General features: G+C 37.0%; 22 protein-coding genes and 1 pseudogene. 4 read left to right on the top strand and 19 right to left on the bottom strand.

Features of this window, described 5'->3' with window-relative positions; translation table 11 throughout:
* Window positions 1–20: 20 nt before the first annotated feature.
* The 11 genes and pseudogenes from J7I90_RS28170 to J7I90_RS19765 form a co-directional block, all read right to left on the bottom strand.
* Window positions 21–188 (bottom strand): annotated as a pseudogene (locus J7I90_RS28170) (DapH/DapD/GlmU-related protein); the annotation flags it as partial.
* Between the two features lie 352 nt (window positions 189–540).
* A complete protein-coding gene (locus tag J7I90_RS19810; protein ID WP_214773431.1) occupies window positions 541–1635 on the bottom strand; it encodes a glycosyltransferase in 1095 nt (364 codons plus the stop codon).
* A gap of 14 nt (window positions 1636–1649) precedes the next feature.
* On the bottom strand, window positions 1650–2834 hold the full coding sequence (locus tag J7I90_RS19805; RefSeq protein ID WP_214773430.1) for a glycosyltransferase: 1185 nt from the start codon (window positions 2832–2834) through the stop codon (window positions 1650–1652).
* A gap of 24 nt (window positions 2835–2858) precedes the next feature.
* Window positions 2859–3974 carry a glycosyltransferase family 4 protein gene (locus J7I90_RS19800; protein WP_214773429.1) on the bottom strand — a complete coding sequence of 372 codons (1116 nt, stop codon included), beginning with the start codon at window positions 3972–3974 and terminating at the stop codon, window positions 2859–2861.
* A 77-nt stretch (window positions 3975–4051) separates the two neighbouring features.
* Window positions 4052–5467 (bottom strand): hypothetical protein, encoded by a 1416-nt coding sequence (locus tag J7I90_RS19795; protein WP_214773428.1) that lies wholly within the window; start codon window positions 5465–5467, stop codon window positions 4052–4054.
* A gap of 906 nt (window positions 5468–6373) precedes the next feature.
* The gene (gene galE / locus J7I90_RS19790) at window positions 6374–7348 is read right to left on the bottom strand and encodes a UDP-glucose 4-epimerase GalE (RefSeq protein WP_214773427.1); all 975 of its coding nucleotides are present in this window, start codon (window positions 7346–7348) and stop codon (window positions 6374–6376) included.
* Window positions 7349–8038, bottom strand: a complete 690-nt coding sequence (locus tag J7I90_RS19785) for a sugar transferase (protein WP_214773426.1) — start codon at window positions 8036–8038, stop codon at window positions 7349–7351.
* Window position 8039: 1 nt separating this feature from the next.
* The gene (gene galU / locus J7I90_RS19780) at window positions 8040–8924 is read right to left on the bottom strand and encodes a UTP--glucose-1-phosphate uridylyltransferase GalU (protein ID WP_214773425.1); all 885 of its coding nucleotides are present in this window, start codon (window positions 8922–8924) and stop codon (window positions 8040–8042) included.
* A gap of 208 nt (window positions 8925–9132) precedes the next feature.
* Window positions 9133–9900 carry a tyrosine-protein phosphatase gene (locus J7I90_RS19775; protein WP_214773424.1) on the bottom strand — a complete coding sequence of 256 codons (768 nt, stop codon included), beginning with the start codon at window positions 9898–9900 and terminating at the stop codon, window positions 9133–9135.
* A gap of 95 nt (window positions 9901–9995) precedes the next feature.
* A complete protein-coding gene (locus J7I90_RS19770) occupies window positions 9996–10688 on the bottom strand; it encodes a CpsD/CapB family tyrosine-protein kinase (RefSeq protein WP_251025382.1) in 693 nt (230 codons plus the stop codon).
* Window positions 10681–11421, bottom strand: coding sequence for a YveK family protein (locus J7I90_RS19765; RefSeq protein ID WP_214773422.1), 741 nt, complete (start codon window positions 11419–11421; stop codon window positions 10681–10683). The genes J7I90_RS19770 and J7I90_RS19765 overlap by 8 nt, the downstream gene beginning before the upstream one ends.
* A 198-nt stretch (window positions 11422–11619) precedes the next feature.
* Here J7I90_RS19765 and J7I90_RS19760 point away from each other — a divergent pair, with 198 nt between their 5' ends.
* On the top strand, window positions 11620–12402 hold the full coding sequence (locus J7I90_RS19760) for an SGNH/GDSL hydrolase family protein (protein WP_214773421.1): 783 nt from the start codon (window positions 11620–11622) through the stop codon (window positions 12400–12402).
* 49 nt (window positions 12403–12451) lie between these two features.
* Here the strand turns inward: J7I90_RS19760 and J7I90_RS19755 are convergent, their stop codons facing one another.
* Window positions 12452–13219, bottom strand: a complete 768-nt coding sequence (locus tag J7I90_RS19755; protein WP_214773420.1) for a tyrosine-protein phosphatase — start codon at window positions 13217–13219, stop codon at window positions 12452–12454.
* A gap of 1370 nt (window positions 13220–14589) precedes the next feature.
* On the bottom strand, window positions 14590–14820 hold the full coding sequence (locus J7I90_RS19750) for a hypothetical protein (protein ID WP_214773419.1): 231 nt from the start codon (window positions 14818–14820) through the stop codon (window positions 14590–14592).
* Window positions 14821–15243: 423 nt separating this feature from the next.
* Here J7I90_RS19750 and J7I90_RS19745 point away from each other — a divergent pair, with 423 nt between their 5' ends.
* The 3 genes from J7I90_RS19745 to J7I90_RS19735 all read left to right on the top strand — a co-directional run bounded on the left by J7I90_RS19745 (window position 15244) and on the right by J7I90_RS19735 (window position 17431).
* Window positions 15244–16422, top strand: a complete 1179-nt coding sequence (locus J7I90_RS19745) for an MFS transporter (RefSeq protein WP_214773418.1) — start codon at window positions 15244–15246, stop codon at window positions 16420–16422.
* A gap of 405 nt (window positions 16423–16827) precedes the next feature.
* The gene (locus J7I90_RS19740; RefSeq protein ID WP_197483649.1) at window positions 16828–17046 is read left to right on the top strand and encodes a hypothetical protein; all 219 of its coding nucleotides are present in this window, start codon (window positions 16828–16830) and stop codon (window positions 17044–17046) included.
* Window positions 17036–17431: a VOC family protein gene (locus J7I90_RS19735; protein ID WP_214773417.1), complete on the top strand. Its 396-nt coding sequence runs from the start codon at window positions 17036–17038 to the stop codon at window positions 17429–17431. Before J7I90_RS19740 ends, J7I90_RS19735 begins: the two co-directional genes overlap by 11 nt.
* A gap of 165 nt (window positions 17432–17596) precedes the next feature.
* Here the strand turns inward: J7I90_RS19735 and J7I90_RS19730 are convergent, their stop codons facing one another.
* From J7I90_RS19730 to J7I90_RS19705, 6 genes are all read right to left on the bottom strand, one after another.
* On the bottom strand, window positions 17597–19480 hold the full coding sequence (locus tag J7I90_RS19730; protein ID WP_214773416.1) for a S8 family peptidase: 1884 nt from the start codon (window positions 19478–19480) through the stop codon (window positions 17597–17599).
* A 394-nt stretch (window positions 19481–19874) separates the two neighbouring features.
* Window positions 19875–20582, bottom strand: coding sequence for an ABC transporter ATP-binding protein (locus tag J7I90_RS19725; RefSeq protein ID WP_214773415.1), 708 nt, complete (start codon window positions 20580–20582; stop codon window positions 19875–19877).
* A complete protein-coding gene (locus tag J7I90_RS19720) occupies window positions 20582–21364 on the bottom strand; it encodes an ABC transporter ATP-binding protein (RefSeq protein ID WP_214773414.1) in 783 nt (260 codons plus the stop codon). The genes J7I90_RS19725 and J7I90_RS19720 overlap by 1 nt, the downstream gene beginning before the upstream one ends.
* Window positions 21336–22301, bottom strand: coding sequence for a branched-chain amino acid ABC transporter permease (locus J7I90_RS19715; protein ID WP_034308749.1), 966 nt, complete (start codon window positions 22299–22301; stop codon window positions 21336–21338). The genes J7I90_RS19720 and J7I90_RS19715 overlap by 29 nt, the downstream gene beginning before the upstream one ends.
* 13 nt (window positions 22302–22314) lie before the next feature.
* Window positions 22315–23193 (bottom strand): branched-chain amino acid ABC transporter permease, encoded by an 879-nt coding sequence (locus tag J7I90_RS19710; RefSeq protein ID WP_095390668.1) that lies wholly within the window; start codon window positions 23191–23193, stop codon window positions 22315–22317.
* A gap of 163 nt (window positions 23194–23356) precedes the next feature.
* Entirely contained in the window at window positions 23357–24535 is a 1179-nt protein-coding gene (locus tag J7I90_RS19705; RefSeq protein WP_214773413.1) for an ABC transporter substrate-binding protein, read from the bottom strand.
* Window positions 24536–24809 lie beyond the last annotated feature (274 nt).

Genomic DNA, 24809 nt, shown 5'->3' with positions numbered 1-24809 from the left:
AGAAAAAATATTAACTCATTTTAAACTCTATCTTTTATTTTTTTCGCTGGAATTCCACCAACAATTGTATATGGTTCTACATCTTTGTTCACAATTGCGCCAGCAGCTACAACTGCACCCTTTCCAATTTTCACGCCTTTTAATACTACCGTATTAGCGCCTATCCAAACATCATCTTCAATAATAATATCACCATCATCCCAAGGGTTTTTTCTAACTAAGTTATCCTTAGAAGTTCCATGATTAGAAGCAATAATTTTCACTGATGGACCAAACAAAACATCATTACCAATTACTATTTTACCTTTAGGAGCTCCCCATAATAGGCAACCATTATTAATAAATGTATCGTCGCCGATACTAATATTATGTGGTTCTTTCACAAGAACATTATAATAAATTCTTGTATTTAAACCTCTTTTTATTTTAGCAATTCTAAGCGAATTTAACGAAAAATACGCTATTCCAACTAAAATATTTTTTAAAACCCTTAGGACAATTCTCATAAAGGTTTCTACCTCCCTTTTGGAAAAAACTATATTATAAAATTGATTTATATACGTTAATATGTTTTTCTACAAATTTATCGATAGAATATAATGAGCTCTTCTTATTACCAGCCTTAACCATAGATGCACATGTTTTTTTATCTACTGCTAACTCCTTAATAATTGTAGACAGTTGATTAATATCCCCTTTCTCAAATAACCTGCCAGCACCTGATACAATATCTGTTAATCCAGCCACATTACTACCTATTACAGGTAAACCACATGCCATTGCCTCAAGGACTACTAGACCAAAGCCTTCAAAATGGGAAGATAACACAAATAAATCAGCTGCCTTCATAATATTAGGTATATCTTCCCTAGCTCCAAGTAAAATCACTTTATCATTTAGATTTAGTGTATTTATCATATCCAAGTACTCACTATGCTTTTCTCCATCACCAACAAAAACCACATAAATATTTTCGGGTAATTTTAACATAGATTTGATAACTGTTTCATGGTCTTTTTGAGGTGTCAATCTTGCAACCATTAATAGGATGGTATCACCTGGTCTATAATGTGGTACTAAATCAGTTTTATCTAATGATTTTGCATTATTAAATTTGTTTAAGTCTATACCATTTTCTACTACGATACTCTTATCTTTGACATCACAATCCCAAGTTATTAACTCATTACGTGTCCCTTCACTAATACAAATGATCTTACTATAGCTTTTATATATAAAATTATCAATATACTTAAAAATTTTCTTTTCTCTTCGTCTATTGGACGTATTATGTTCTGTTGTTATCAACTTAGGCTTTTTTTGAAACATATAGCGCAATAGACTAACCCAATATTGAGATGGAAACGTATGAGAATGAACTATATCATATTTATCGTTTCTAATAACTTTTTTTATTTCCGTTATTTGTAAAGGATTGTAGATATTATTAACTTTACTATAAATGATGTTTATCCCTTTTGATTTTAACAATTGTTCTAGATTACCTTCAGTACTTTTTTTTAAAACCAACACATCGGATTTTACACCTTTTTTTTCAAATTCAGGTAGAGCATCGTTTAATAATGTCTGAGCTCCACCAATATCTAATGAGTTTATTACATGTAATACTTTCATTTTTTCAGCTACCTTTAATTAAAAATTCTTTCATACTCAATCACCTTATTTTGAACATCGTATTCTAAAGCTTTAACACGACAATTTCTTTTAATACTACAATATAATTCCTTGTTCCTGATTAATTCTAGTATTGCAAATTTCATTTGTTTTTCAGGTTCAGAAAGTTCACCATTAGTTAAATTCACACCTTCATCAAATTGCGGTGTAATTATTCCGTAATCATGAACTTCATATTGATCAATTTTTTTATCAATTTTTTTTTCTTTATCTATTATTTCTCTGGGTCCAGACTTACAATCAGTTGAAATAATAGGAGTTTCACATGCTAAGGACTCTATTAGAACATTAGGGAAACCTTCAAATAAAGAACTCATAACAAAAGCATCAGATTGTTTGATAAATTTATAAGGGTTGCTTTGGAAACCCAAGAAATTAACTGAATCTTGAATATTAAGTTTTTCAGATAGTTTTTTTAAATCAGCTTCCATTTCGCCTTGACCTAAAAAAAGTAATTGTATGTTAGGAATTTCTTTTTTCAGTTCCGCTAGTACTCTTATTAAGTGCCAATGTCCTTTTGCATATGTTAGTCTCCCTACATTTATTAATGTAATCTTATTTTTAAATATCTGTTCTCCAGAATTTAATGGTTCATTAGAGCGGTCAATAATTTCATTAATCTTATGAGGATTGTAAATTACATCAATATTTTTTTTAATTTTATAATTTTCTACAAAGTCTTTTTTCATTACATTTGATATAGCAACCAGACGATCAGATTTAGAATAAAACACTTTAATTAAGATATCGTAAACTTTACCAAACAATCCCCAAGTTTTATTTTCAATTGATTTGATATTATGCTCTGTAATCACAGTTTTCTCATTATAATTTGACAAGATATTGACAATATTTGCTGCGACTCCGAAGCTTACTACCACATCATATTTATACTTTTTCTTTATTTCTTTAACGATTTTAATTCTCTTTAAAAAGACCTTAGCTTTTTGAAATTTGCTTCCTCCCTTTGGACATACTTTAAGAATTTCTGAGTTGTGCTCAAATCGAATTTCACTTTGACTGTCTAATAAAATTAAGTATTGACTAAAATCATCATTTAATCCTGACATTATATTAGAAGCTACTTTCGGCATGCCACCTTCTTGAAAATCCGGCAACAAAAATGCAATTTTTTTCATAAGTAATTTCTCCCAAATCCCAATTTAAAAACTTGAATATAATTTATCGTAACTTTGAATCATTTTTTCAATAGTAAAGTTATCTAAAAAATATTGATCAGCATTTTTAGACATTTTTAGAAGCTTGTTCCTATCATTAATTAATAAATTTAACTTGGATTTACCCTCTTTAATGTTATTTAAATTGTATAAGAACCCATTATAATCATCGATAGTTAATTCATTGTTTCCTGTAACATTAGACGCTAATAATGGAACTTTAAAAGCCATTGCTTCAATGAGTGCGTATGGTAGCCCTTCATATAATGAAGTTAATAAAAACAAATCAGCGTACTTTAGTACTTCATAGGGTCTATCCATAAAACCCGGAAGTATTATATTATTATCTAACCCTTTACTTTTTACATACTCTACAATTTCCTTATAAAACTTACCATCACCAACATATGTGTACTTAATTTTAGGATTTTCTTTTAACAATCCTTCTATTATCTTTATTGCTTCCCACGGATTTTTTTGATCATCCATTCTAGCGATAGTTACGATGTTAAAACCTTCTTGATTACCTACATCTACTTCATCAGGTATACTCATACCATTGTAAATAACAACTGACTTTTTTTTAGTTAATATTCTATTTTTTATTGCTTCAAATTCCTCACCTTTAGATACATGGACAACTTTAGTTGTGAATTTATTTGCCAAGATTTTCTCAATCCAACAAAACAATAGCTTTTTTCTATTTGATATTTTTGGATCCTGAATGATATATCCATGAGGTGTGTAATAAATTTGCTTTATACGCAAGTACTTTGCCGCAATTCTACCTATTACCCCAGCTTTTGAACTATGACAATGTACCACATCTGGTTTTATATCATTTAAAATTTTGATGGTTTTTTTAAGAGCAACAAAATCAAGTTTAATATTTATTGACCTATCCATCTCTTTAATAGGATAAAAGTTAACATTTTTAATTCTATTTATGGCATTTAGAAAAACAGAATCCATTCTATTTACACCATGTATAACATGAATATCAAATTTTTCTTTATCAATATGATCAAGTAAGTCTACCAAATGCTTCCTTACTCCACCACCTAGTGCTTCACAGACGTAAACAATAACTTTTTTTTCCATGTCCTCACCTTGTCTTCCAACTACCCACTCGATTTCGAGAAAGTACTGCAATCTATTTAATCTTGCAAAAGTTGAATTTATTTATTATTCCCCTTCCAATTATTTAAATGTTTTTCAATAATTGGGATTATAGAAACGAAAAAGAAAAACAATATAAGATATATACTTGTAAACCATACAAATGAAAACAATAAGCCAATGCACAAAAATACAAAATAATATTTTGCTGAATCATATAATGTTTTTATAAAGATGGCTTCAGAAATATTTAGAACGATTGCTTCCTCTGATATTCTCCTTAATATTTTTACTCTTTTAATTACATAAATAATTACAAATATCATTATAATGGTTCCGTATTCAGCAAACATACCCATTATATTAGAAAGAATCGGAAAACTCTCTTGCTTTTCCCATAAGAAATATTCGTAATTAAAATTTGCCCATTCTGGCCAATATTTATATATATAGTAAGAATGATATTCGAACCCTACTCCGAAAATAAAGTTTGCAAATAATGTAATACCTAAAGCTATAGTGCTCGCTGACCTATTGTTAACTGAATCTTCACTTTTATTAACTATAAAATCATTGAAAACGTTAGAAATATAAGTAATATTATAATTACTTGAAATTAAAATAAGTACAATCAAAGTAAGAAATAGCACAATAAAGATCTTCTGCATTTTGCTGAATTCTTTAAATAAAAGTAATAAAATAATTGCAGCAAATAAAAAACCCGATGTAGTTTTAGCCATTATCAAGAGGACTATGATTAAAAATACTCCGCAGTATAGAGATCCTATACTTTTTTTATTATTAGAAAATACATTGTACTTATTTTTTATTGATGCAATTAAGAAAGGACTGAATACTACAAAAAATTGCGTAGCAAGATTCGATGCTTCTTCGGTCAATCCATTAATTCTTAAAGTTGTTTGAACATAGCTTCCCAACTTATAAAAACTTTGTGGATTTAAATTGGCTTCTTTTCCACCCCACCTTGCCTCCAATGTGCTTCCTATAAGACTAACTAAGGGTTCAAAGACAAATGGTATAAATATATAAAACAATTGAACAAGACAAACAAAAAATGATATGGCTAAAGCTATCCTACCACTTCTAAGAAACTTCTTTACATCACCTATATCTCTAATATTTAGCTTTATAACTAAGTAATGTACTAGAATTGCACCAATAAAACCCACAAATCCAATAAAGGTTATAATTGGATTTTTATTATATTTTGGAATTTCTATTCTATAGTAACTTAATATCATACTTATCAACTGCATTACTAGTAGAACGCTAATAAATCCAATAACTTTTTTGTTAAAGATAGATTTAGGAATTAATCCTTTTAATTGGACTAATGATATGAGTATAAATATTATATATATATATAATTGGATTCTAAGCCCGTAATAAACAGGAAATTTCATGCTAAAATACTCAGCTATGAACAAAGATATTGGCCAGATTAAATATTTCATTGTCAACCCTCATTAATAATATATTGAAAAATTCGAAAGAATAGGTGGGATACCTTTTTATTCTCTAGTAATTATGCATTCATAAAAAAGGACCTTCTTTCAAAAATCTTTGACATTAACTAAACGTTTAAGTCCTATATTTGTTATCACTTGATTCATAGAAACATTTTAATTAAGTCCTAACAAAGTTTTTAAATAATGGGTCCTCTTGAAAAGAGAATTACAGGTAAGATATTCGTTTTAGAAGGAATAACAGATTAAACAAGAATTTCTCCCTATTGGTTAAAGGGAAGAGTCTACTTACTCCTAAGGAGTTACCCCCATAGAGGATGTAAAATATCAGAAATTCCAAGAATTAGTCCATATCTGGCTCTTCTGATGTTCTTTCAAATCGGGTGAAAACCCTTCTCATTTACTTGTTAGGGAGCATTATGCAGCTCTTATGATACATAATTACATTGTTATTATCTAATTGGTGAGTAGCTCTTAATATAAATCGTCTATTCTAATAAAAGACCGTTTATAACCATTTAGTTAGGAGCTTATTCATTTTCAGAGTCTTCCAGGACAACAAGTCATAAATATATCGATTAACACCCTTCAATAGAACCCACTGAAGGATTTTTCTTCGTAGGTAATGAGATATCACAATATTTCTAGAGAAAGCATATTAAGTAATCTTTTAAAACTTTAAAGTTGCCGGTTGCCTGCATAAAAACAGAGATAATAGTGATGTTCCAATTAATTGTAGCATGTTATAACCTAAATAGAATTCTCAGCTACTCTTCACAATAAGAACCACGAGCGGTCAAAATAGGAAAGCAGCTTAGAATCTAAGTTTTTAAACCAATCAAAAGAAAAATAATCTTAGAAAGTTAAATAATAGCATTCATTTAATTTTAATTACTAATAAAGAATATGAGTTCTATGCCATTTCCATGCACTTTCAATAATATGAGTTAAATCATATTGTGGTTCCCACCCTAATTCTGCTTGTATCTTTTTGGAAGAGGCAACAAGTTTGGCTGGATCCCCCAAGCGTCGATTCGTATATTCAATATTTGCTCTTAATCCTGTAACTCTTTCACAAGTCTCAATCACTTCTTTAACTGAAAATCCGTTGCCATTTCCTAAGTTGTATGTTTCCGTTTTCCTTTTTTCTTCAAGTAAAGCGTTTAGAGCAAGGATATGTGCACTCGCTAAGTCAGTAGCATGGATATAATCACGAATACACGTTCCGTCATGTGTATCATAATCTGTACCAAAGACAGAGATTTTTTCTCTTTCTCCTAATAAATGCTTAAGAATAATTGGAATCAAATGGGTTTCAGGATCATGACTTTCACCTATTGTAGCTGATTCATGGGCTCCAGCCACATTAAAGTAACGTAGAACAACATAATTAAGTTCGTAAGCGAATGCAAAGTCTTCTAAAATATGTTCTACCATCAATTTTGTTTTTCCATAAGGATTAATTGGATTATTCGGCTGATTTTCATCTATTAAATCAACATTTGGTATTCCGTATGTTGCTGCAGTGGAAGAAAAAATAAATTTTTTCACATTATTATCCACCATGGTTTTTAATAAAGTTAGCGTAGCTGAAACATTGTTTTCATAATATTTATAAGGATTAGAAACAGATTCATTAACTAAGCTATTTGCTGCAAAATGCATAACAGCCTCTATGGGATAAGAAGTAAAAATCTTATTTAGGACCTGTCTATCTCCTAAATCCCCATGGACAAATATTGCTTTACTATCTACCAAATTTTCAAATCCAGTAGATAAGTTATCAAGCACCACTACTTCATTATTTTTCACAAGTTCTTTTACGAGGTGACTACCTACATAGCCAGCACCACCTATTACAAGAATCATTTAATATGCTCCTTTTCTAGTCAAAACCAGTAAAAATGTATTTGTAATAATCTTAAGATCAAGCTTAAACCCTTGATGGTCAATATAATAAAATTCTAACTCAGCTCGTTCTGGATATCCGATATCACTTCGGCCAGAAATTTGCCAATATCCTGTCACACCCGGCTTAACCGCGAGGAAATCCTCTAAACGATTACTATATTCTTTAAGTTCCTCTGAAATCACTGGTCTGGGTCCTACTAAACTCATATCGCCCTTCAGAACATTTATTAATTGAGGAAGCTCATCTAAGCTAGTTTTACGCAAAAAATTCCCAAGTTTTGTAATACGCGGATCCTCTTCAGGCTCTAACTTATAATTATTTTGCAAGTACTTTTTATATAAAACCTCATCATTTCTTAATACGCGCTCAGCGTCTACAATCATCGATCTAAATTTATACATCTTAAACATTTCCCCGTTTTGTCCCACTCGGTTTTGTCTAAAAAACACTTTGCCTTTATTGTTCCCGAACATGTATAACAAACTAATCACTATAAAAATTGGTAAAGTAATTATTAATCCCGCAAAGGCAAAAATAATATCTATCACTCTTTTTATTAATTCATATATAATTACTTGCCTTTGTTTTTTTAATGAGGATTTCTCTTCGTTATTATGTTTAATCCCTGTTTTCGCTAAATCACTCATGTTACTCCGCCTTTACACTTTCTTTTTCAAATACTTCTTTTAAAAATTCTAATAATGAGTTCTTTATCTCATTATTTTGTAATGCAAACTCAATAGTGGTCTGAATAAACCCTAACTTCTCTCCAACGTCAAATCGTTTCCCTTCAAAATCATAAGCAAAAACTCGTTGAATTTCGTTTAATTTTTGGATTGCATCTGTCAGCTGAATCTCTCCGCCTGCTCCCAGTTCTTGTTTTTCCAAGAACATAAATATTTCAGGCGTGAATATGTACCTGCCCATGATTGCCAAGTCGGATGGAGCTGTTCCTTGTGCAGGCTTTTCGACAAAGTTATTTACTTCATATCGTCGGCCGTTTTGGTTACTTGGATCTACAATCCCATAACGATGGGTTTCTTCTTTAGGGACGGTTTGTACACCAATGACTGAGGATAAGGTTTTATCATATTCATTCATTAATTGTTTTAAGCAAGGTGTTTCCGCTTGGACGATATCATCACCTAATAAAACGGCGAATGGTTCATTTCCGATGAATTTCCTTGCACACCAAACTGCATGTCCTAAACCTTTTGGTTCCTTTTGTCTAATATAATGAATGTCTACTTTTGAGGGAGCTTGTACCTTTTCCAGTAATTCGAATTTGTTTTTCTCCATTAAATTATTTTCCAGTTCAAATGCATTATCGAAATGATCCTCAATTGCACGCTTACCTTTTCCAGTAACAATAATGATATCTTCAATACCTGAAGCCACTGCTTCTTCGATGATATATTGAATGGTTGGTTTATCCACGATAGGAAGCATTTCTTTGGGCATCGCCTTAGTGGCTGGCAGGAATCTTGTACCTAACCCTGCTGCTGGTATTATTGCTTTTTTTACTTTTTTCATTTTATTTCCCCCTCTTGTTTTACCTGTTCATTTATTAAATATCTGGATGCTGATAAAATTTTATGTATTTTCCTAATTATCGAAAATAGGATTGAAAACTTAGAGTTTTAGTCCGATATATACTATGCCATAATATTTGTTCTTCATTAAAAATTAGCAACATTCACAAAAAACAAAACAAATCTAACCATTAAAATGGGGATTCGGATTAAAAAATCCCCAATATTTTTTTCTTTTTAATCTTTTCAGGAACTTCTTTATAAATCGTTTTACTCTCTACTAGCAATTCCGCATTCTCTAGAAAAAGGTCAACATAGTCGACACTGAATTTCTTTCCAATCACTTCAAAAGCTTCTTTCATTTTGAAGCTTCGACTTGTGATGTTATGAGCATCTGATGAAATGAAATGTGTTAGATTCGATTCAATTAATTGCAGCGAAAACTTTTGAATGTTCTTTCCGAAGGCACCTGAAACACTGGAAGCAGTTACCTGGGTAAGTGTTCCGTTGTTCACAAACTTGTATAAAAGATCCGGATTTTCGATTAATTCTTGGTTTCGTTCTGGGTGGACGATAATCGGAGTCAAGCGCTCGAATTGTATATCTGAAAGCAATTGTTCCGTATAACGCGGGACATGTGCAGATGGCAGTTCAATGAAAAGATACTTTTCCCCATTATTCAATGTAATTATCTCTTCTAGTTCATAGTCTTTCAAAATCTCTCCATATATCCTTGTTTCTTGCCCTGGCAATATTTCCAATGGAATCGCTTCCGCTGTCAATACCTCATTCAGCTCTGCCACTCTGTTTATGATATCTTGTTTCCGATTTTCATATTTCCCATTCATATGATGCGGTGTTGCAATGATCTTATGTATACCTTCTAAAACCGCCATTCTCGCCATCTCTAAACTATCCTCAATAGATTGTGCTCCATCATCTATCCCGGGTAATATGTGGGAATGGATGTCTATCATACCTCCACCTCTTCCCCTAATCCTTTTAACCTATTAAAATTACATTCATTCCCTATAATTAATATAATATAAAAACTAGGAAATAAGTAGCACTTTCACTTATTTCCGTAATAATAGTAATATTGGTTGTTTTTTTGCATTTTTTTATTATTTAACACAACACCCAAAAGGTTACATGAAGCTGCATTCAATAGTTCTTTCGCCTTCAACGCTTGTTCAGTTCCTGTTTTCCCACTCGAGATTACCAGAATCGTACCATCACATTTGTTCGATAGAATTTGTGCATCCGTTACCGCTAAAACTGGAGGTGTATCCATGATGATGATGTCAAATTCTTCGTAGAATCGTTCGAATAACTCAGTCATTGTTTTTGAACTTAGTAATTCAGCCGGATTAGGCGGGATTGGACCGCTAGATAACACATATAGATTTTTTTCATCCGTTTCAACGACAGCATCCTTTAAATCCATACGTTTCGTTAATACATTCGTCATTCCAAATGTATTAGGTAAATTGAAGGTATAATGAACAGTCGGTTTTCTTAAGTCAGCATCCACAAGCAAAACCGTTTTTCCTTGCTGCGCAAAAACGACAGCAAGATTGGCCGCTGTGGTGGATTTCCCTTCACCTGGTCCTGTAGAAGTGACCATGATCGAACGCATCTCTTCGTCAACTGCTGAGAATTGAATATTTGTCCGGATGGTACGGAATTGTTCCGATATCGGTGATTTTGGATTGAATTTCGCAATCAATTTTCTTTTAGAATCCAACTTTTTCTTTTTAGCCAATTTTTTCACCTCTTCCACGTGTTGCTGTTCTTTCCGAACGTAAGCTATTATCTCCTTGTCCATCAATTGTCCCAATGACACCAAGAATAGGCATACCTAGTTGCTTTTCTATATCTTGCTCTGTTTTTATCGTGTTATCCAAATATTCCAAAAGGAAAGCAAGGCCTATACCTGCCATTAATCCGACAACCAGTGCTATGGCAATGTTAAGTAGTGGTTGCGGCTTGATTGGTGATGGATTTTCTTTATACTCCGCTTTTGCCAATAAAGTCACATTATCTACATTCATAATCTCGACTATTTGCTTTTGAAACACTTCTGCGGTTTTATTCGCAATATCAACTGCTGTTTTGGGATTTTCATCCTCGGCAATGATGTTGACAACTTGTGAATCCTGTTCACTTTCAACTGATATCCTTTCATTTAGCTCTGCTGTTGTCATGTCAAGATTAAGATCTTCTTTAACTAATTCCAATATCGCCGTACTTTTAATGATGACATTATATGTATTAATTAATTGAAGATTCGTTTGAACTTCATTGTAGTTATAAAGTGCTTCCTCATTCTTGGATTGATTGACCAGTAATTGTGTGGATGCCTGATAGATTGGCGTTAATAGAAAATAGCTGATAATGCCACTTACTAAAACAGCAAGTGCCATAATGACGATAATTAGGCTTAAACGCTTTCGTAAAGTTATAAATAGGTCTTTTATACTTATTGTTTCTTCCATGATTCCCTCCAACTTTTAAATAACAGCATTGGTATTATAACACAAAACCTTGCCATTCATTGTTTTTTTTGTCATAATTTTAGGTAATTTGATATTTATATTAGATCTTATTTCCCTATATATTGGTATGGTTATTTGAAAATTGGTATAAATTACAAAAAAACAATGTCTAAATGCGGCATATTATGGAGGAATCATATGAAGGTCTTCTTACCCACTTTTATTATTTTAGCATGCGTCGTATCTCTAGTTATAGGTAATATTCATTGGAATGATAAAATTTCTGATGCTAGTGTCAGTCAGACTGAGCCAAAAAGTATGAAGGGGGAAACTAGTAAATCAAGGCCCGATAATGAAGAACTCGTGAAATACATAGGGAATTGGCCGAAAGAAAGCAAAGAATTATATAAAAAAAGATTGGCAGAAGGGAAACCTTTTAAAATTTTAATGGTTGGATCGAATTCTCTTGGCAATGAGGAGTATAACTTGCCTGATGATATAGCTGATCAGCTTAAAGATATTTATGGAGACACCGTTCAAGTGGACGGTTTACTTTACGATTTAATGTCTTCACAATTTGTTCTTCAAAACAAACAAAAAGATTTAATAGAAGCTAAAGCAGATTTAATATTATTCGAACCTTTCACCTTAAAGGACAATGGAAATGTCTCAATTGAAGATTCTCTTGATAATATAACGACGATTATTGAGGGTGTCACAGCAGCAAACAAAGAAACACAATTCATTCTGCAGCCCCCTAACCCTTTATATAATGCAACCTACTATCCTAACCAAGTGAAGGAATTGGAAAGGTATGCAAATGATAAGGATATTCCTTATCTCAATCATTGGAGTAATTGGCCTGATCAAGCATCAGATAAAATGAAAGATGTCTTGAACGAACAGCGGGAATTACCTAATGAAAAGGGCTATAAAATATGGAGTTTGTATCTGGAAGAATTCTTTATTAAGCAGTTTTAATAAAAAAAAGCCGCATCCCCCTATACTGGGGATGCGGCTTTTTGGGGATTTAAAATATACCTAGGAATTTTCTTGATTCAATTTTCTGCGGTATTTCTTTATATGCCAATTTACCTTGAACCAAAAGCTCGGCATTGTCCATGAATAAATACCTCATATCGAAACCAAACTTATTTTCTACTTCAGTAAAAGCCTCCGCCATATGGAAGGCACGGCTTTTCGTATTATGGGCATCAGATGCTATATAGTGAGTCAGGTTTTTCTCGATGAGTTGAAAGGCAAACTTTTTAGTTTTCTTTCCAAATCCACCAACGATACTTTTTGCTGTTATCTGAGTCAAAGCTCCATGTTTGACCAGCTTGTAAAGGTGATTTGGAGATTCCATAAACTCGAGATTCCTTTCTGGATGAACGATGATAGGAACTAGCCCTTTCATTTGCAATTCATATAATAAGGGCTCTGTATATGCAGGAACATGGTCTGCCGGCAATTCTATGAACACGTATCTTCCGCCATCATTCAAAGTTAAAATTCTTTCGGCGTGATAATCCGCTAAAATATCTCCATAGATTCGTGTTTCCTGACCTGCCAACACGTCCAAACCAATTGATTCAGCTTTCAATGCATCATTTAGTTCTGCCACTTTTTCTATAATATCAAATTTCTCATTTTCAAAAAAACCATTTTTATGATGAGGAGTGGCAATAATGGTCCGTATACCCTCCGATACAGCAATCTTAGCCATGGCTATACTCTCTGTAATGTGCTTAGCCCCGTCATCAACTCCTGGTAATATATGGGAGTGTATATCGATCATCTATAAACCCTCTTTCCGCTCTGTCGGACAAACTTTATAATTATTTACACATAAATCTAACATTTTAATGAATTTTATACAAATAAGTATAATTGGAAATTACTATTAAACTCCAGAAATCCTTAAACGGATATTTTTATTCATAAAAATCCTTGAACTATTGAATTATCCTGAATATTACTATAAATCTTACCTCCGTTCTCTATTATGAACAATAGGGAAGAAGGCATGACTTTTATTTAATAACCAATACTAGAAATTTATTTCAATAGATTTGTCCTATAGTCTTTTTATGTTTTCATCTGAAATATAAAAATACTTTTCATTAAATTTTAACAATATAAACTCGAGGACATGATTACCCATCTGGTTTATTACCAAGGGGCAATTACTCACATTGTATTAACTGTACCTGATTGGATGCTGCGATAAGTGGTATGAGCAGCTTATTGGCTCAATACGGATTCAGCTTTGTCTCGTCAACGCCAAAATAAAAAGAGCCCTAGGGCTCTAAAATAAACTATTAACAATTAATTTTATCCATCCAATAAAAGAAATCCATAACGGTATGCTCAAAGATGTACCAAACAAAAGTCCTTTTAAGAAATTCCCTTCATTTTTACCTATCATATTGAACACACCTCTCGGCTTGGTTTTCTTGTGATAATCATAATTGAAAGCGCTTTCTTTGTATATGAGGCATTTGTAGTAATTACTTTACAATTTGATCCTTAAGAGGCGCCGGCAAGATGAATCAGTCGGTTAACTGAAGAAATTAAAACAATAATCCTCTAGGACTCATCATGAAACTCTCCCCCCGATGCTAAACATGATTACCCATCGGCACATTTTTCAACCTGCAGTATCTTGGAAAAGTTTTTTCATTCATGCATAAGGATATACTGGAAACTCACATTAAATGCCATGTTTGTGTAGGTACAGGTGCCTACGTTATTTATATGGATGGTCTTACCTGTATGCAAAAGAATTTTTGGATGGACGATTAAGTGGCATGAGCAGGTGATGGGATTCAAATTATTGGCGGGTCCCTATTAGTTTGTGCAAGTGAGGAGAATGAACCTAATATGACGAATGATCTTCTTGGTGATTAAGTTAACAAGATGCGTAAATGCTCATTTGATGGTGATAATAGAGTGGAGACTGAGCTTTTTGAGTTTCTTGAATAAAAGCCGCAATTATTCCGCTTTGCCATTTACTTTTGTCGTTTTGTACCCTCTCCATTTTAATGTCGGTTTCACAGATACTGTTTTATCTTCTACATCATTCGACTTTGATACGCACTTAATCTCAATAAGATTATATAAGTTCAAAAAAATCCAGCATTTCTGCTGGATACTCCAAAGTACCAATCACTTAACCAAATTCAATACTTCTAGCAGTCTACCATCTGAATTTAAGTTAAAAGTGACCGTCTTATCATCAAGAATGTGATAGCTTAAACCAAAAAACTCTCCGTCTTCCGGAAATTTTTGTATAAAATCCTCGAGTTGTTCGGAATTTAGTTTAACGACCATAGGTTTCTTCCTATTATGTAGAGAATCTTCTACCCTCTCCATTACAGTCTCTGTAAATCTACCCATAATTAACTCCTTTAATCTCTCATTTCCCAAATAATATAACTTATAAATGGTAAATAAAAGGGCCTTAATTAAAATTTCATAATAATGACACGATTCCTCAACAACTCTCCCGAGTATTTTACATTTTCACCATAATTACCATTTGATTAATTAATTCCCATTCGAACTGCGCGGTTGTTTCATGCGAAGTTAATTCCACACTACAGAAACGTTCTGTATAGTCAGGAACATGGTTTAATGGAAAATCCGCTTTAAGACCCTGTGTGTTGTATTTCCTGAATATAAAGTGACCTCCATCCCGATTTTTTGTTTCTAGTCAATATTACTTAGATTTAAGATGATCACTCAATTTTTATAGATTGTTCTCTATAACTTTAGTAAAATGAGAATGATAATTACTATCAGTTGAGGAGAATAGCTATTATGGGTGTACCTTTGTTAAAAGAAGAGCTTCCTGTTGTTGATAAAATCTGGTCGCGTGATTTTATTATGATTTTCTTGGCTAACTTTTTTGTTTTTTTATCCTTTCAGATGACTTCCCCGACCCTTCCGCTTTTTGTCAAAGAGCTTGGCGGAAATGAGCGGTATATTGGGTTGGTTGCTGGCATGTTTTTATTTTCTGCCCTGATTGTCCGCCCCTTTGCTGGACAGGCCTTGGAAACAAAAGGAAGACGTTTTGTTTTCCTGTTCGGTCTAGCCATATTGGCTGTAGCGATTGGTTCGTTTGGATTTATGATGAGTATTTTCCTTCTTTGCGCTATGAGGATTGTGCAAGGGATTGGTTGGGGATATACGACCACGGCATCGGGTACAATTGCCTCCGACCTTATCCCAGCCAAGCGTCGGGGTGAGGGAATGGGATACTTCACTTTATCGGGTAATTTGGCGATGGCATTTGGTCCTTCATTCGGGCTTTTCTTAGCGGATGTTTTAACCTTTCAACATTTGTTTTTATTTTGCGGAGTAATATGCCTGGCAGCTTGGATCATGGCTTCAACGATTACGTATAAAAAAGTGGATCATGCTTCTGCCCCAGTTAAAACTAGTAGGTTTGATATTTATGAAAAAAGTGCTGTTGCTCCGTCCGTTCTTGTTTTTTTCATTACGGTGACCTTTGGCGGGACCGCTACCTTCTTACCGCTTTATACAATTGAAAAAGGTCTGACAGGTATTCAAGGATATTTTTTTCTTTACGCCTTGGCCCTTATTTTCACACGTATGTTCGCTGGAAAGATCTATGATCAAAAAGGACATCGAGCTGTCTTCATTCCATCCACTCTTTTTATCGTAGTGGCGATGCTATTGCTAGCCTGGATGCCAAGTAACATGATTCTGTATATAGCAGCTATTTTATATGGCATTGGATTCGGTGCTGTCCAACCGGCTCTTCAAGCATGGTCTCTTGAACACGCTGCCCGAAACCGAAAAGGCATGGCCAATGCCACTTTCTATTCCTTCTTTGATCTTGGAATCGGTTTCGGTGCCATCCTCTTCGGACAAATCGGCTATCTGTTCGGGTATATCAGCATTTACATAATGGCAGCAGTTTCTGTGGGGATTTCAATGGTAGCTTACCTATGGATTTTAAGAAAAATGAAGTAATTACACAATAAGGGACATCTTTATGGATGTTCTTTTTTTGAAAGGCTCTTTTAGTAAAGATTGTTGTTATTAAAACGAAACGATTTAAGGTTGATTGGAGCGGAAGTGCGAGACTCCTGCGGGAGCAGCGGGACAGGTGAGACCCCACAGGCGTTTACGTCGAGGAGGCTCACCGCCCGCCCCGCGGAAAGCGAGCATCTGGAGGGGAAATCAACCACACCACATTACTTGGTAAATGGCAACAAAGTATTCGAAAACAGCCTATTGAAAACAGTAGTGATTTTGTAGAACAGTTTATCGCATTTGCATCAGCACATTTTTTAACCCCATGTAAACTATGTTATGGTTTTATTAGTTTTAAGTAATGTTATTGTATTCCCTGTTTCCTTCTCTCTTTTTCGATGTATGATAGAAAAAAAAGGAGTTTTGGGAATGATTATTCTGCAGTATATTGGAAAAGTTTTTTCATTCATGCATAAGGATATACCGGAAACTCATGTTAAATGCCATGTTTGTGCAGGTACAGGCGCCTACGATATTTATACAGATTGCCTTACCTGTAATGCAAAGGGATTGATCAGTAAAGTTGAGTATAATAGGAGGCTTGAAGAGGGTGAAATTTAAAGAATTTCATGAAGTCGATATATGTAATCTAAGAAGCAATATTGGCTATTGCTTCTTTTTTGTCCCCAAAAACAGTACGGTTTCCCCTCCATCTTTAAAGGATATTTTTTTATATCAGCGAGATACATATGACAGCAATTACTCATTTGCGAGTGAGGAGAATCAACATAATATGATCTATGATTTCGGTGATCATATCAAAAAGATGCGTAATGCTCATTTGGTGGCGGATAATTCAGTAGGGATTGAGCTTTTTGAGTTTGAGGAGCCGAGGATGCCTAAGGGTGAGCGTCGCGGTATAAGGGATTTTTTCATATTTGCCTGCTATCGGATGATATTGATAAGCTGGCTGAGGTCATGGTGCCTCCGGCGGATAAAGGCGTAGCGATCTATGGAATACCTGGAAGAACAAGCCTTATTATTTAATATATTGTCCTTTCGGCAATATCATTGAACTTTACAGCCGAAGCACGGAATTGATGTATGGAAATAGAGATTGATTTAAGAACAGCCCCCAATTAGATTATTGGGGGCTGTTCTTGTTTTTCCATCACTTTTTAACTGTTACTTTTCTTGATTCGCTTACGTTTTTCGCTTTATCTTTGGCATGAATATATAGGTTCTTCCCGGCTTTTTGCTTGGGAATTCTAACCGAGAATGTACCTTTGGTCGTTGCTGTGGCAGAGCCGATCACTTTTTTTGATGCTTTGATGGACACAGTGGAGTTAGCTTCTGCTTTGCCGGTTACTATTGTCGTTTTTGTCGTGACTGTGTTGACCGTCGGTTTACTTGGTGCTGTTTTGTCTGCGACGGTCACGGTTTTGATCGAGCTTATATTGCCCGCTTTATCGGTTGCTGTAATGGATAGGACTTTTCCGGCCTTTTGTTTTTTTGACATCGTTACGGTGAAATTCCCTGCGCTGTTGGAATTTGCTTTGCCTAGAACCGTTCTGCCGGTTTTGACGGTGACGGAAGAGCTTGCTTCCGCTTTGCCGGTTACTTTTACGGTATTGTCACCTACCGTATTTACGGACGGTCTTACAGGAGCCGTTTTATCTGCCACTTTAAATGAAACGGGAATACTTTTATTTCCCGATTTATCGATGAGCCTAGTAGAGATAGTCGTTCCGGCTGTTTGTTTTGCGATGGTCGCTGTAAACGTTTTTTCGCCGCTGATCTTCACTGTGGCGAGTTGTTTTTTATCGGTATAAATGGAGACGGTCCCCGCTTTGAAATCAGCCGGGATTTTCCCATTGATCTTGGTGTCCTTATCGGATATCGCAGTCACGGACGGTTTGGTCAGCGTCTTCATTTCCAGTGCTTTTTTGGCATTGACCCGCCCGTTTCCATAGTAGATGTCTTTCCCTTTTGTGCCTAGGTCCACGGCTGAATCATAGAGACGGTATTCAACCTCCGTTTTGTTTAGTTTAGGCTCATTGGACCAAATCAATGCCGCTACACCCGCCACCATCGGCGTGGCCATCGATGTTCCGCTCATCCAGCCGTATTTACCATTTGGCAGGGTTGAAAGGATGTCATCCCCAGGGGCCGCAATATCGACTGTTGAATGGTAGTTGGAATAACTGGGACGCTTGTCACTTGAGTTAGTGGCAGCTACGGAAATGACGTGGCTGAATGCAGCTGGGTACACTCGCTGTACATTTTTCCCCATATCCCCTTCATTCCCGGCAGCCGCGACGATCAGTACGCCTTTTTTATAGGCTTCCTGGACGGCCTTGTTCAAGGACTCCGAATAACTTGTGTCGCCTAAACTCATATTGATGATGTTTGCCTTTTGCTGAACGGCATAATGTATAGCTTCAATGATATCGGCCGTATCGGCATACTCTCCATCAAAGACGTTGATCGGCATTAGTTTAACGTTCGGGGCAATACCCGTTCCGCCTATGCCGTTGTTCGCAGAACCGGCAATGATGCCAGCGATATGCGTTCCATGCTCCCCTTTTGGGACGATATGCTTCCGATTGCGTATCGTATCATAGGCATTGACGATCCTTCCTTTTAAATCTTCGTGGTTGCGATCGATGCCGTCGTCAATGATGGCCACGATCAATTCCTTTGATCCCATTGTTTTTGTCCACGCTGCACCCGTACCAAGCTTTTTATGGTGCCACTGGTCTATGTAGGCTGGATCGTTCGGGCTTTCCATCTTCTTGAAAAGATAGTTTGGTTCTGCATATTCCACATCCTTCTGTTCTTCAAGTTCCTCGATCAGGTTATCGGTTGATTCCCCTTTAGGAACCTCCACCTTTTCTATCAACTCGTTGATCGGCTCATCGTTCGCCTCTTTGTACTTGACGATGACACCATCAGATTGCGGCGTCTCTTCTGCAGATGCAGCATCTGGCTGATAGATTGGCAGAATCATAAACAGTAATAATACCGGCAATATAGCCTGAATAAGCTTGTGCATACAATCACTCCAAAAAATATGATTAAGAATAGCTATCGATGAGGTTATATCATGAACCAATTCTACTATTATTCCTAACTAGATTGTATACCGTCCGATAAGGTTTTACTAACCTTTTTATCTAGTTAAATTATCTTATTTACACAACAAAAAAACCGCTATAAAGCAGTCTCGGATTGTCGACAAAATGGGGTTCTATCTACGAGACGCGAGACTCCTGCGGGAAATGCGAGTCCAGGGGAGACCCCGCAGGCGCGAAGCGTCGAGGGCGGACCGCCCGCGGAAAGCGAGTGCCTGGAGTGGAAATCAACGGTCCCTTTCTCCAAACAAAAAACTGCAGGCAAACTCGCTTTTCATCGAGTTTGCCTGCAGTTCGGAATCGCTATAACACGGTTTAATGTCCGCCTAAATAGGCGTTCTTGATTTCTTCGCTTGCGGTCAGTTCCTCTGATTTGCCTGATAGGACGATTCGTCCGGTTTCGACAACATAGGCTCTGTCGGCTATGGATAGTGCTAAGTTGGCATTTTGTTCGACCAGCAGAATCGTCGTACCTGTTTTGTTGATTTCTTCGATGATATGAAAGATTTGCTTCACCAATAATGGGGCAAGTCCCATCGATGGCTCGTCCAGTAACAGAAGACGGGGCTTGGCCATGAGGGCCCTGCCCATCGCGAGCATTTGCTGTTCCCCGCCGGAAAGGGTTCCGGATTGCTGTTTCAGACGCTCCAGTAAACGCGGGAACAATTCATAGACTTTCTCCATGTCCTGCTTGATGCCTGCCTTATCTTTGCGCAGATAAGCACCAAGCTGAAGGTTTTCTTCGACGGTCATGTTAGCAAAGACCCGCCGGCCTTCAGGGACATGGGAAATGCCCATTTTCACGATGGATTGTGCTGCCTTTCCGCCGATGGAATCCCCTTCGAATAGGATCTTCCCTTGTTTTGGTTTTAATAGGCCTGAAATGCTTTTCAGCAACGTGCTTTTCCCGGCTCCGTTCGCCCCGATCAGGGTTACGATTTCACCTTCGTTAATAGAAAGCGAGATTCCTTTCAAGGCTTGAATGTTTCCGTAATAGACGTTGATGTCCTCGATTTTTAACATTATGAAACCTCCTCGCCCAGATAGGCCTCGATGACTTTTGGATTGTTACGGATTTCCTCTGGCTTTCCTTGAGCGATCAGTTGTCCGTGATCGAGTACATATATGCGTTCGCAAACACCCATGACGAGCGGCATATCATGTTCTATCAATAATACGGTCAAATCGAATTTCTCACGGATGAGGGCAATCAGGTTCATGAGTTCGTGCGTTTCCTGGGGGTTCATCCCCGCTGCCGGTTCATCGAGCAAAAGCAGTTTCGGGTTGGCGGCAAGTGCACGGGCGATCTCCAAACGTCTTTGTTTACCATACGGCAGGTTCTTTGCCTTTTCATCCTTATATTGATCAAGGTTGAAAATCTTCAAGAACTCAATCGCTTTTTCATCCATTTCCTTTTCGCCTTTAAAATGGATCGGCATGCGGAGGATCGAACTTAAGATGCCATGCTTAGAAAGCGAATGATAGGCCACTTTTACATTGTCGATCACGGATAGCTCACTGAATAAGCGAATGTTCTGGAATGTCCGGCTGATCCCCTTTTGCGTGATTTTATATGGAGGCAGTTTTCTTAAGTTCTCACCTTCCAAGGAAATGGTGCCCTCCGTCGGGACGTAAACTCCTGTCAGCAAGTTAAAGAAAGTCGTTTTTCCAGCGCCGTTCGGCCCGATCAAGCCAATTAGTTCCCCTGGATATAACTCGACGTTAACATCAGAAACGGCTTTAAGCCCTCCGAACTGGATGCCGACCGAATCGACTTTAAGCAGCGGTGTTTTTATTTTTTTCATGGCTGCTTCCTCCTTTACGTTTGAACATGGATGTTATTTCTTTGGTACCCATTAAACCTTGCGGGCGATAGAGCATCATCACGATTAGCACAAGACTGTAGATGATCATTCGCGTTTCCGGATAATCCTGCAGGAAAGTCGTGACTACCGTCAGTAATATCGCGGCCAATACGGCACCGGAAAGACTTCCAAGGCCGCCAAGAACGACAAGGATCAAAATATCGAATGATTTCAGGAATCCAAAGTTCGATGGCTGGATGATATAGAAGTTATGAGCGTAAAGCCCTCCAGCGATACCGGCAAAAAAAGCACCGATCGCAAAAGCGACAACTTTGTAATAGGTCGTGTTGATTCCCATCGAATCGGCAGCCGTTTCGTCCTCGCGGATTGATATGCAGGCTCTTCCGTGGGTCGAGCTAGTAAAGTTTCGGATGACGATGATCGTTACGATGACGGATGCGAATACCCACGGCCAAGTGGTCAAATGGGAAACCTGCATGCCGCTGGCCCCGCCGACATAATCGATATTCAAAAGCATGATCCGGACGATTTCCCCAAAACCAAGGGTCGCAATCGCCAGATAGTCACCTTTTAAGCGTAAGCTAGGAATTCCGATGATCAATCCTGCCAGCGCTGACGCCAAACCGCCGACTATCAATGCTGCATAAAATGGCATTTCCAGCTTCATCGTCATGACGGCTGAGGCATAGGCACCGACTGCCAGGAAACCGGCATGCCCGATGGAGAACTGCCCGGTTATCCCGATGATCAAGTGCAGGCTCGCTGCCAGAATGATATTGATCCCGATGAACATGAGCGTATTTTGATAAAAAGGATTTAGCGATCCGCCGCCGATTAACACTTGAACTACGGCGAAAAAGATCAATGATAGTGAAATCGAGAGCCAAAAACCTTTTGCTCGCTTAATTGTAGTCATTGCTTTGTCTCCCCTATACTTTTTCTTTTTTGTTTTTACCGAATAAGCCTTGTGGCATGAAAATCAAGATAAGAATCAGTACGACGAAGGCTACAGCATCACGCCATAATGAGTAACCGGCGGCACTGACCAAAGCTTCGATGACACCTAGCAATAGGCCACCGACCATCGCGCCCGGTATAATCCCGATTCCTCCAAGTACGGCGGCAACGAATGCCTTCAATCCAGGAAGCACACCCATGAGCGGCTCGATCTTTATATAGTAAATACCGAAAATGACGCCCGCTGCCCCAGCCAATGCGGAACCGATTGCAAAGGTGGCGGAAATCGTGTTATCGACATTTATACCCATCAGCTTAGCTGCATCCGCATCGTAGGAAACGGCACGCATCGCTTTTCCAATTTTTGATTTATGAACGATGATTTGAAGGATGATCATCAAGACTACAGCCACTCCAAAAATCAAAACCGATTGACTATTGATGGAAACTCCAAAAATATTGAACTTGTCTGTCGGCAATACATCATTCGGATAAGCTTCCGGCTGTGCACCGCGGACGTATATGAATCCGTATTCGATCAAAAGGGAAACACCGATGGCAGTGATAAGTGCCGCGATACGCGTTGCGTTACGCAATGGCTTGTACGCGATACGCTCGATCAATACCCCAAACAGCGCACAGACCGTCATCGAGATTAATAGGGCGGGCACGAATGACAGATCCAGGACCGTTATTGAGTAAAACCCAACGAATGAGCCGACCATGAATACATCGCCATGTGCGAAGTTTATCAATTTAACAATCCCGTAAACCATCGTATATCCGAGAGCGATAAGGGCATAAATGCTGCCTAATGAAACCCCGTTTATTAACTGTTGTATCAATTCCATGTTCGACTCTCCTTGAAAATCTAATTTTATGAATAATTAGTCCAGACTCTTTTCATTCCGTTAAGGGGATGTTCAGCACCCTGGCATGCTTGAAAAATGAGAATTCGCCAGCACCTTCTTATTAAGGAAGGGCCGGCGAAAGGGTTGGAGTTGTTCTCCGAAATTAAGGATTGATTTTTGTGTTGAATACTTGTTTTCCTTCCTTAAATTCAAGGATGGTGGCAGATTTGATTGGATTATGTTTTTCATCCAATGTGAATGTACCCGTAACAAGCTCAAGGTCAGCCGTTTTTTCCAGCGCTTCTTTGATTTTTTTCGAATCCGCTGAACCGGCACGTTTAATCGCGTCTGCAAGGAAGTATCCTGTGTCATATCCTAGGGCATTAAATGCATCCGGGGACTTATCTTTGTATTTCGCTTTAAACGCTGACACAAAATTCTGAATTTTCTCATCAGGATCACCTGAAGAATAGTGGTTCGTGATGAACGTATTATTTAGAGCTTTTGCACCGGCAATTTCAACTAGCTTAGGAGAATCCCAGCCGTCGCCGCCCATGAATGGAACATCAAGTCCAGTTTCCCGTGCCTGCTTCACGATCAGACCAGCTTCCTCATAGTAACCAGGAAGGAAAATGAAATCAGGTTTTGCCGATTTCAAACGAGTCAATGTGGAACGGAAATCAGTATCCTTCGCAATGTAAGCTTCCTCAGCAACAACCTTTCCGCCATTCTTTTCGAATTGTTCTTTAAAGGCTGCGGCTAACCCTTTTGAATAATCACTTGCGCTGTCAATATAGATGGCTGCACTTTTCGCTTTGATTTCTTTAGTGGCGAAGTTTGCAGCTACCGTCCCTTGGAACGGATCGATGAAGCTTGTCCTGAAAACGTAATCGTTCAATTTATCCTTGCTGAAAGTGATTTCAGGGCTTGTACCAGAAGGTGAAATGACCGGCACTTTATTATCTTGGGCAATCTGTACTTGTGCAATCGAGTTCGTGCTTGTTGCTGCGCCTACGATCGCTGCAACCTGATCTTGTGATGTCAGCTTGATCGCTCCGCTTGTCGCTTCGGACGCTTCAGATTTATTATCGACTTTAATTAGTTTGATTTTTTTACCGTCAATGCCTTCTTTATTGATTTCCGCAGTTGCAAGCTCCAGACCTTCTGCAATCGATTGTCCATATGAAGCGACACCGCCTGATAATTCAAGGTTGACACCGATTTTGATCGTATCTCCATCCCCGCTTGATTTTTCAGATGAACCAGAGCCGGAACATCCCGCTAGCACTCCTGCAGCAAGTGATAGAGAAAGGAATGCACTTGCTAATTTTTTCTTTTTCATAAATAATCCCCCCATTTTGTAATCAAGCTCTGATGCATGAATATTTATTCATGATGCTTCAGAAAAAAATTGATTAGATGAAATGTTTCAAATTAAATTAATATTTCGAAAAATAGTTTACCGCATAATTTTCATTCCGTCTATACATTAATTGCGAGAAGATTTCGCTAGATAGGAAATCTTTCACAGGTAGTACTATATCATTTTTATCTTTATATATTTTAAATATTGCGAAAACAAGCGATATAATCAGAAAAAACTGATAATTAAATTA

Origin of the sequence: Bacillus sp. ISL-57, from assembly GCF_018613135.1 — a bacterium.
Classification (GTDB): domain Bacteria; phylum Bacillota; class Bacilli; order Bacillales; family DSM-1321; genus Peribacillus; species Peribacillus frigoritolerans.
Note: the sequence above shows the minus strand (reverse complement) of the source record. Positions and strands in the feature narration are given on the sequence as shown.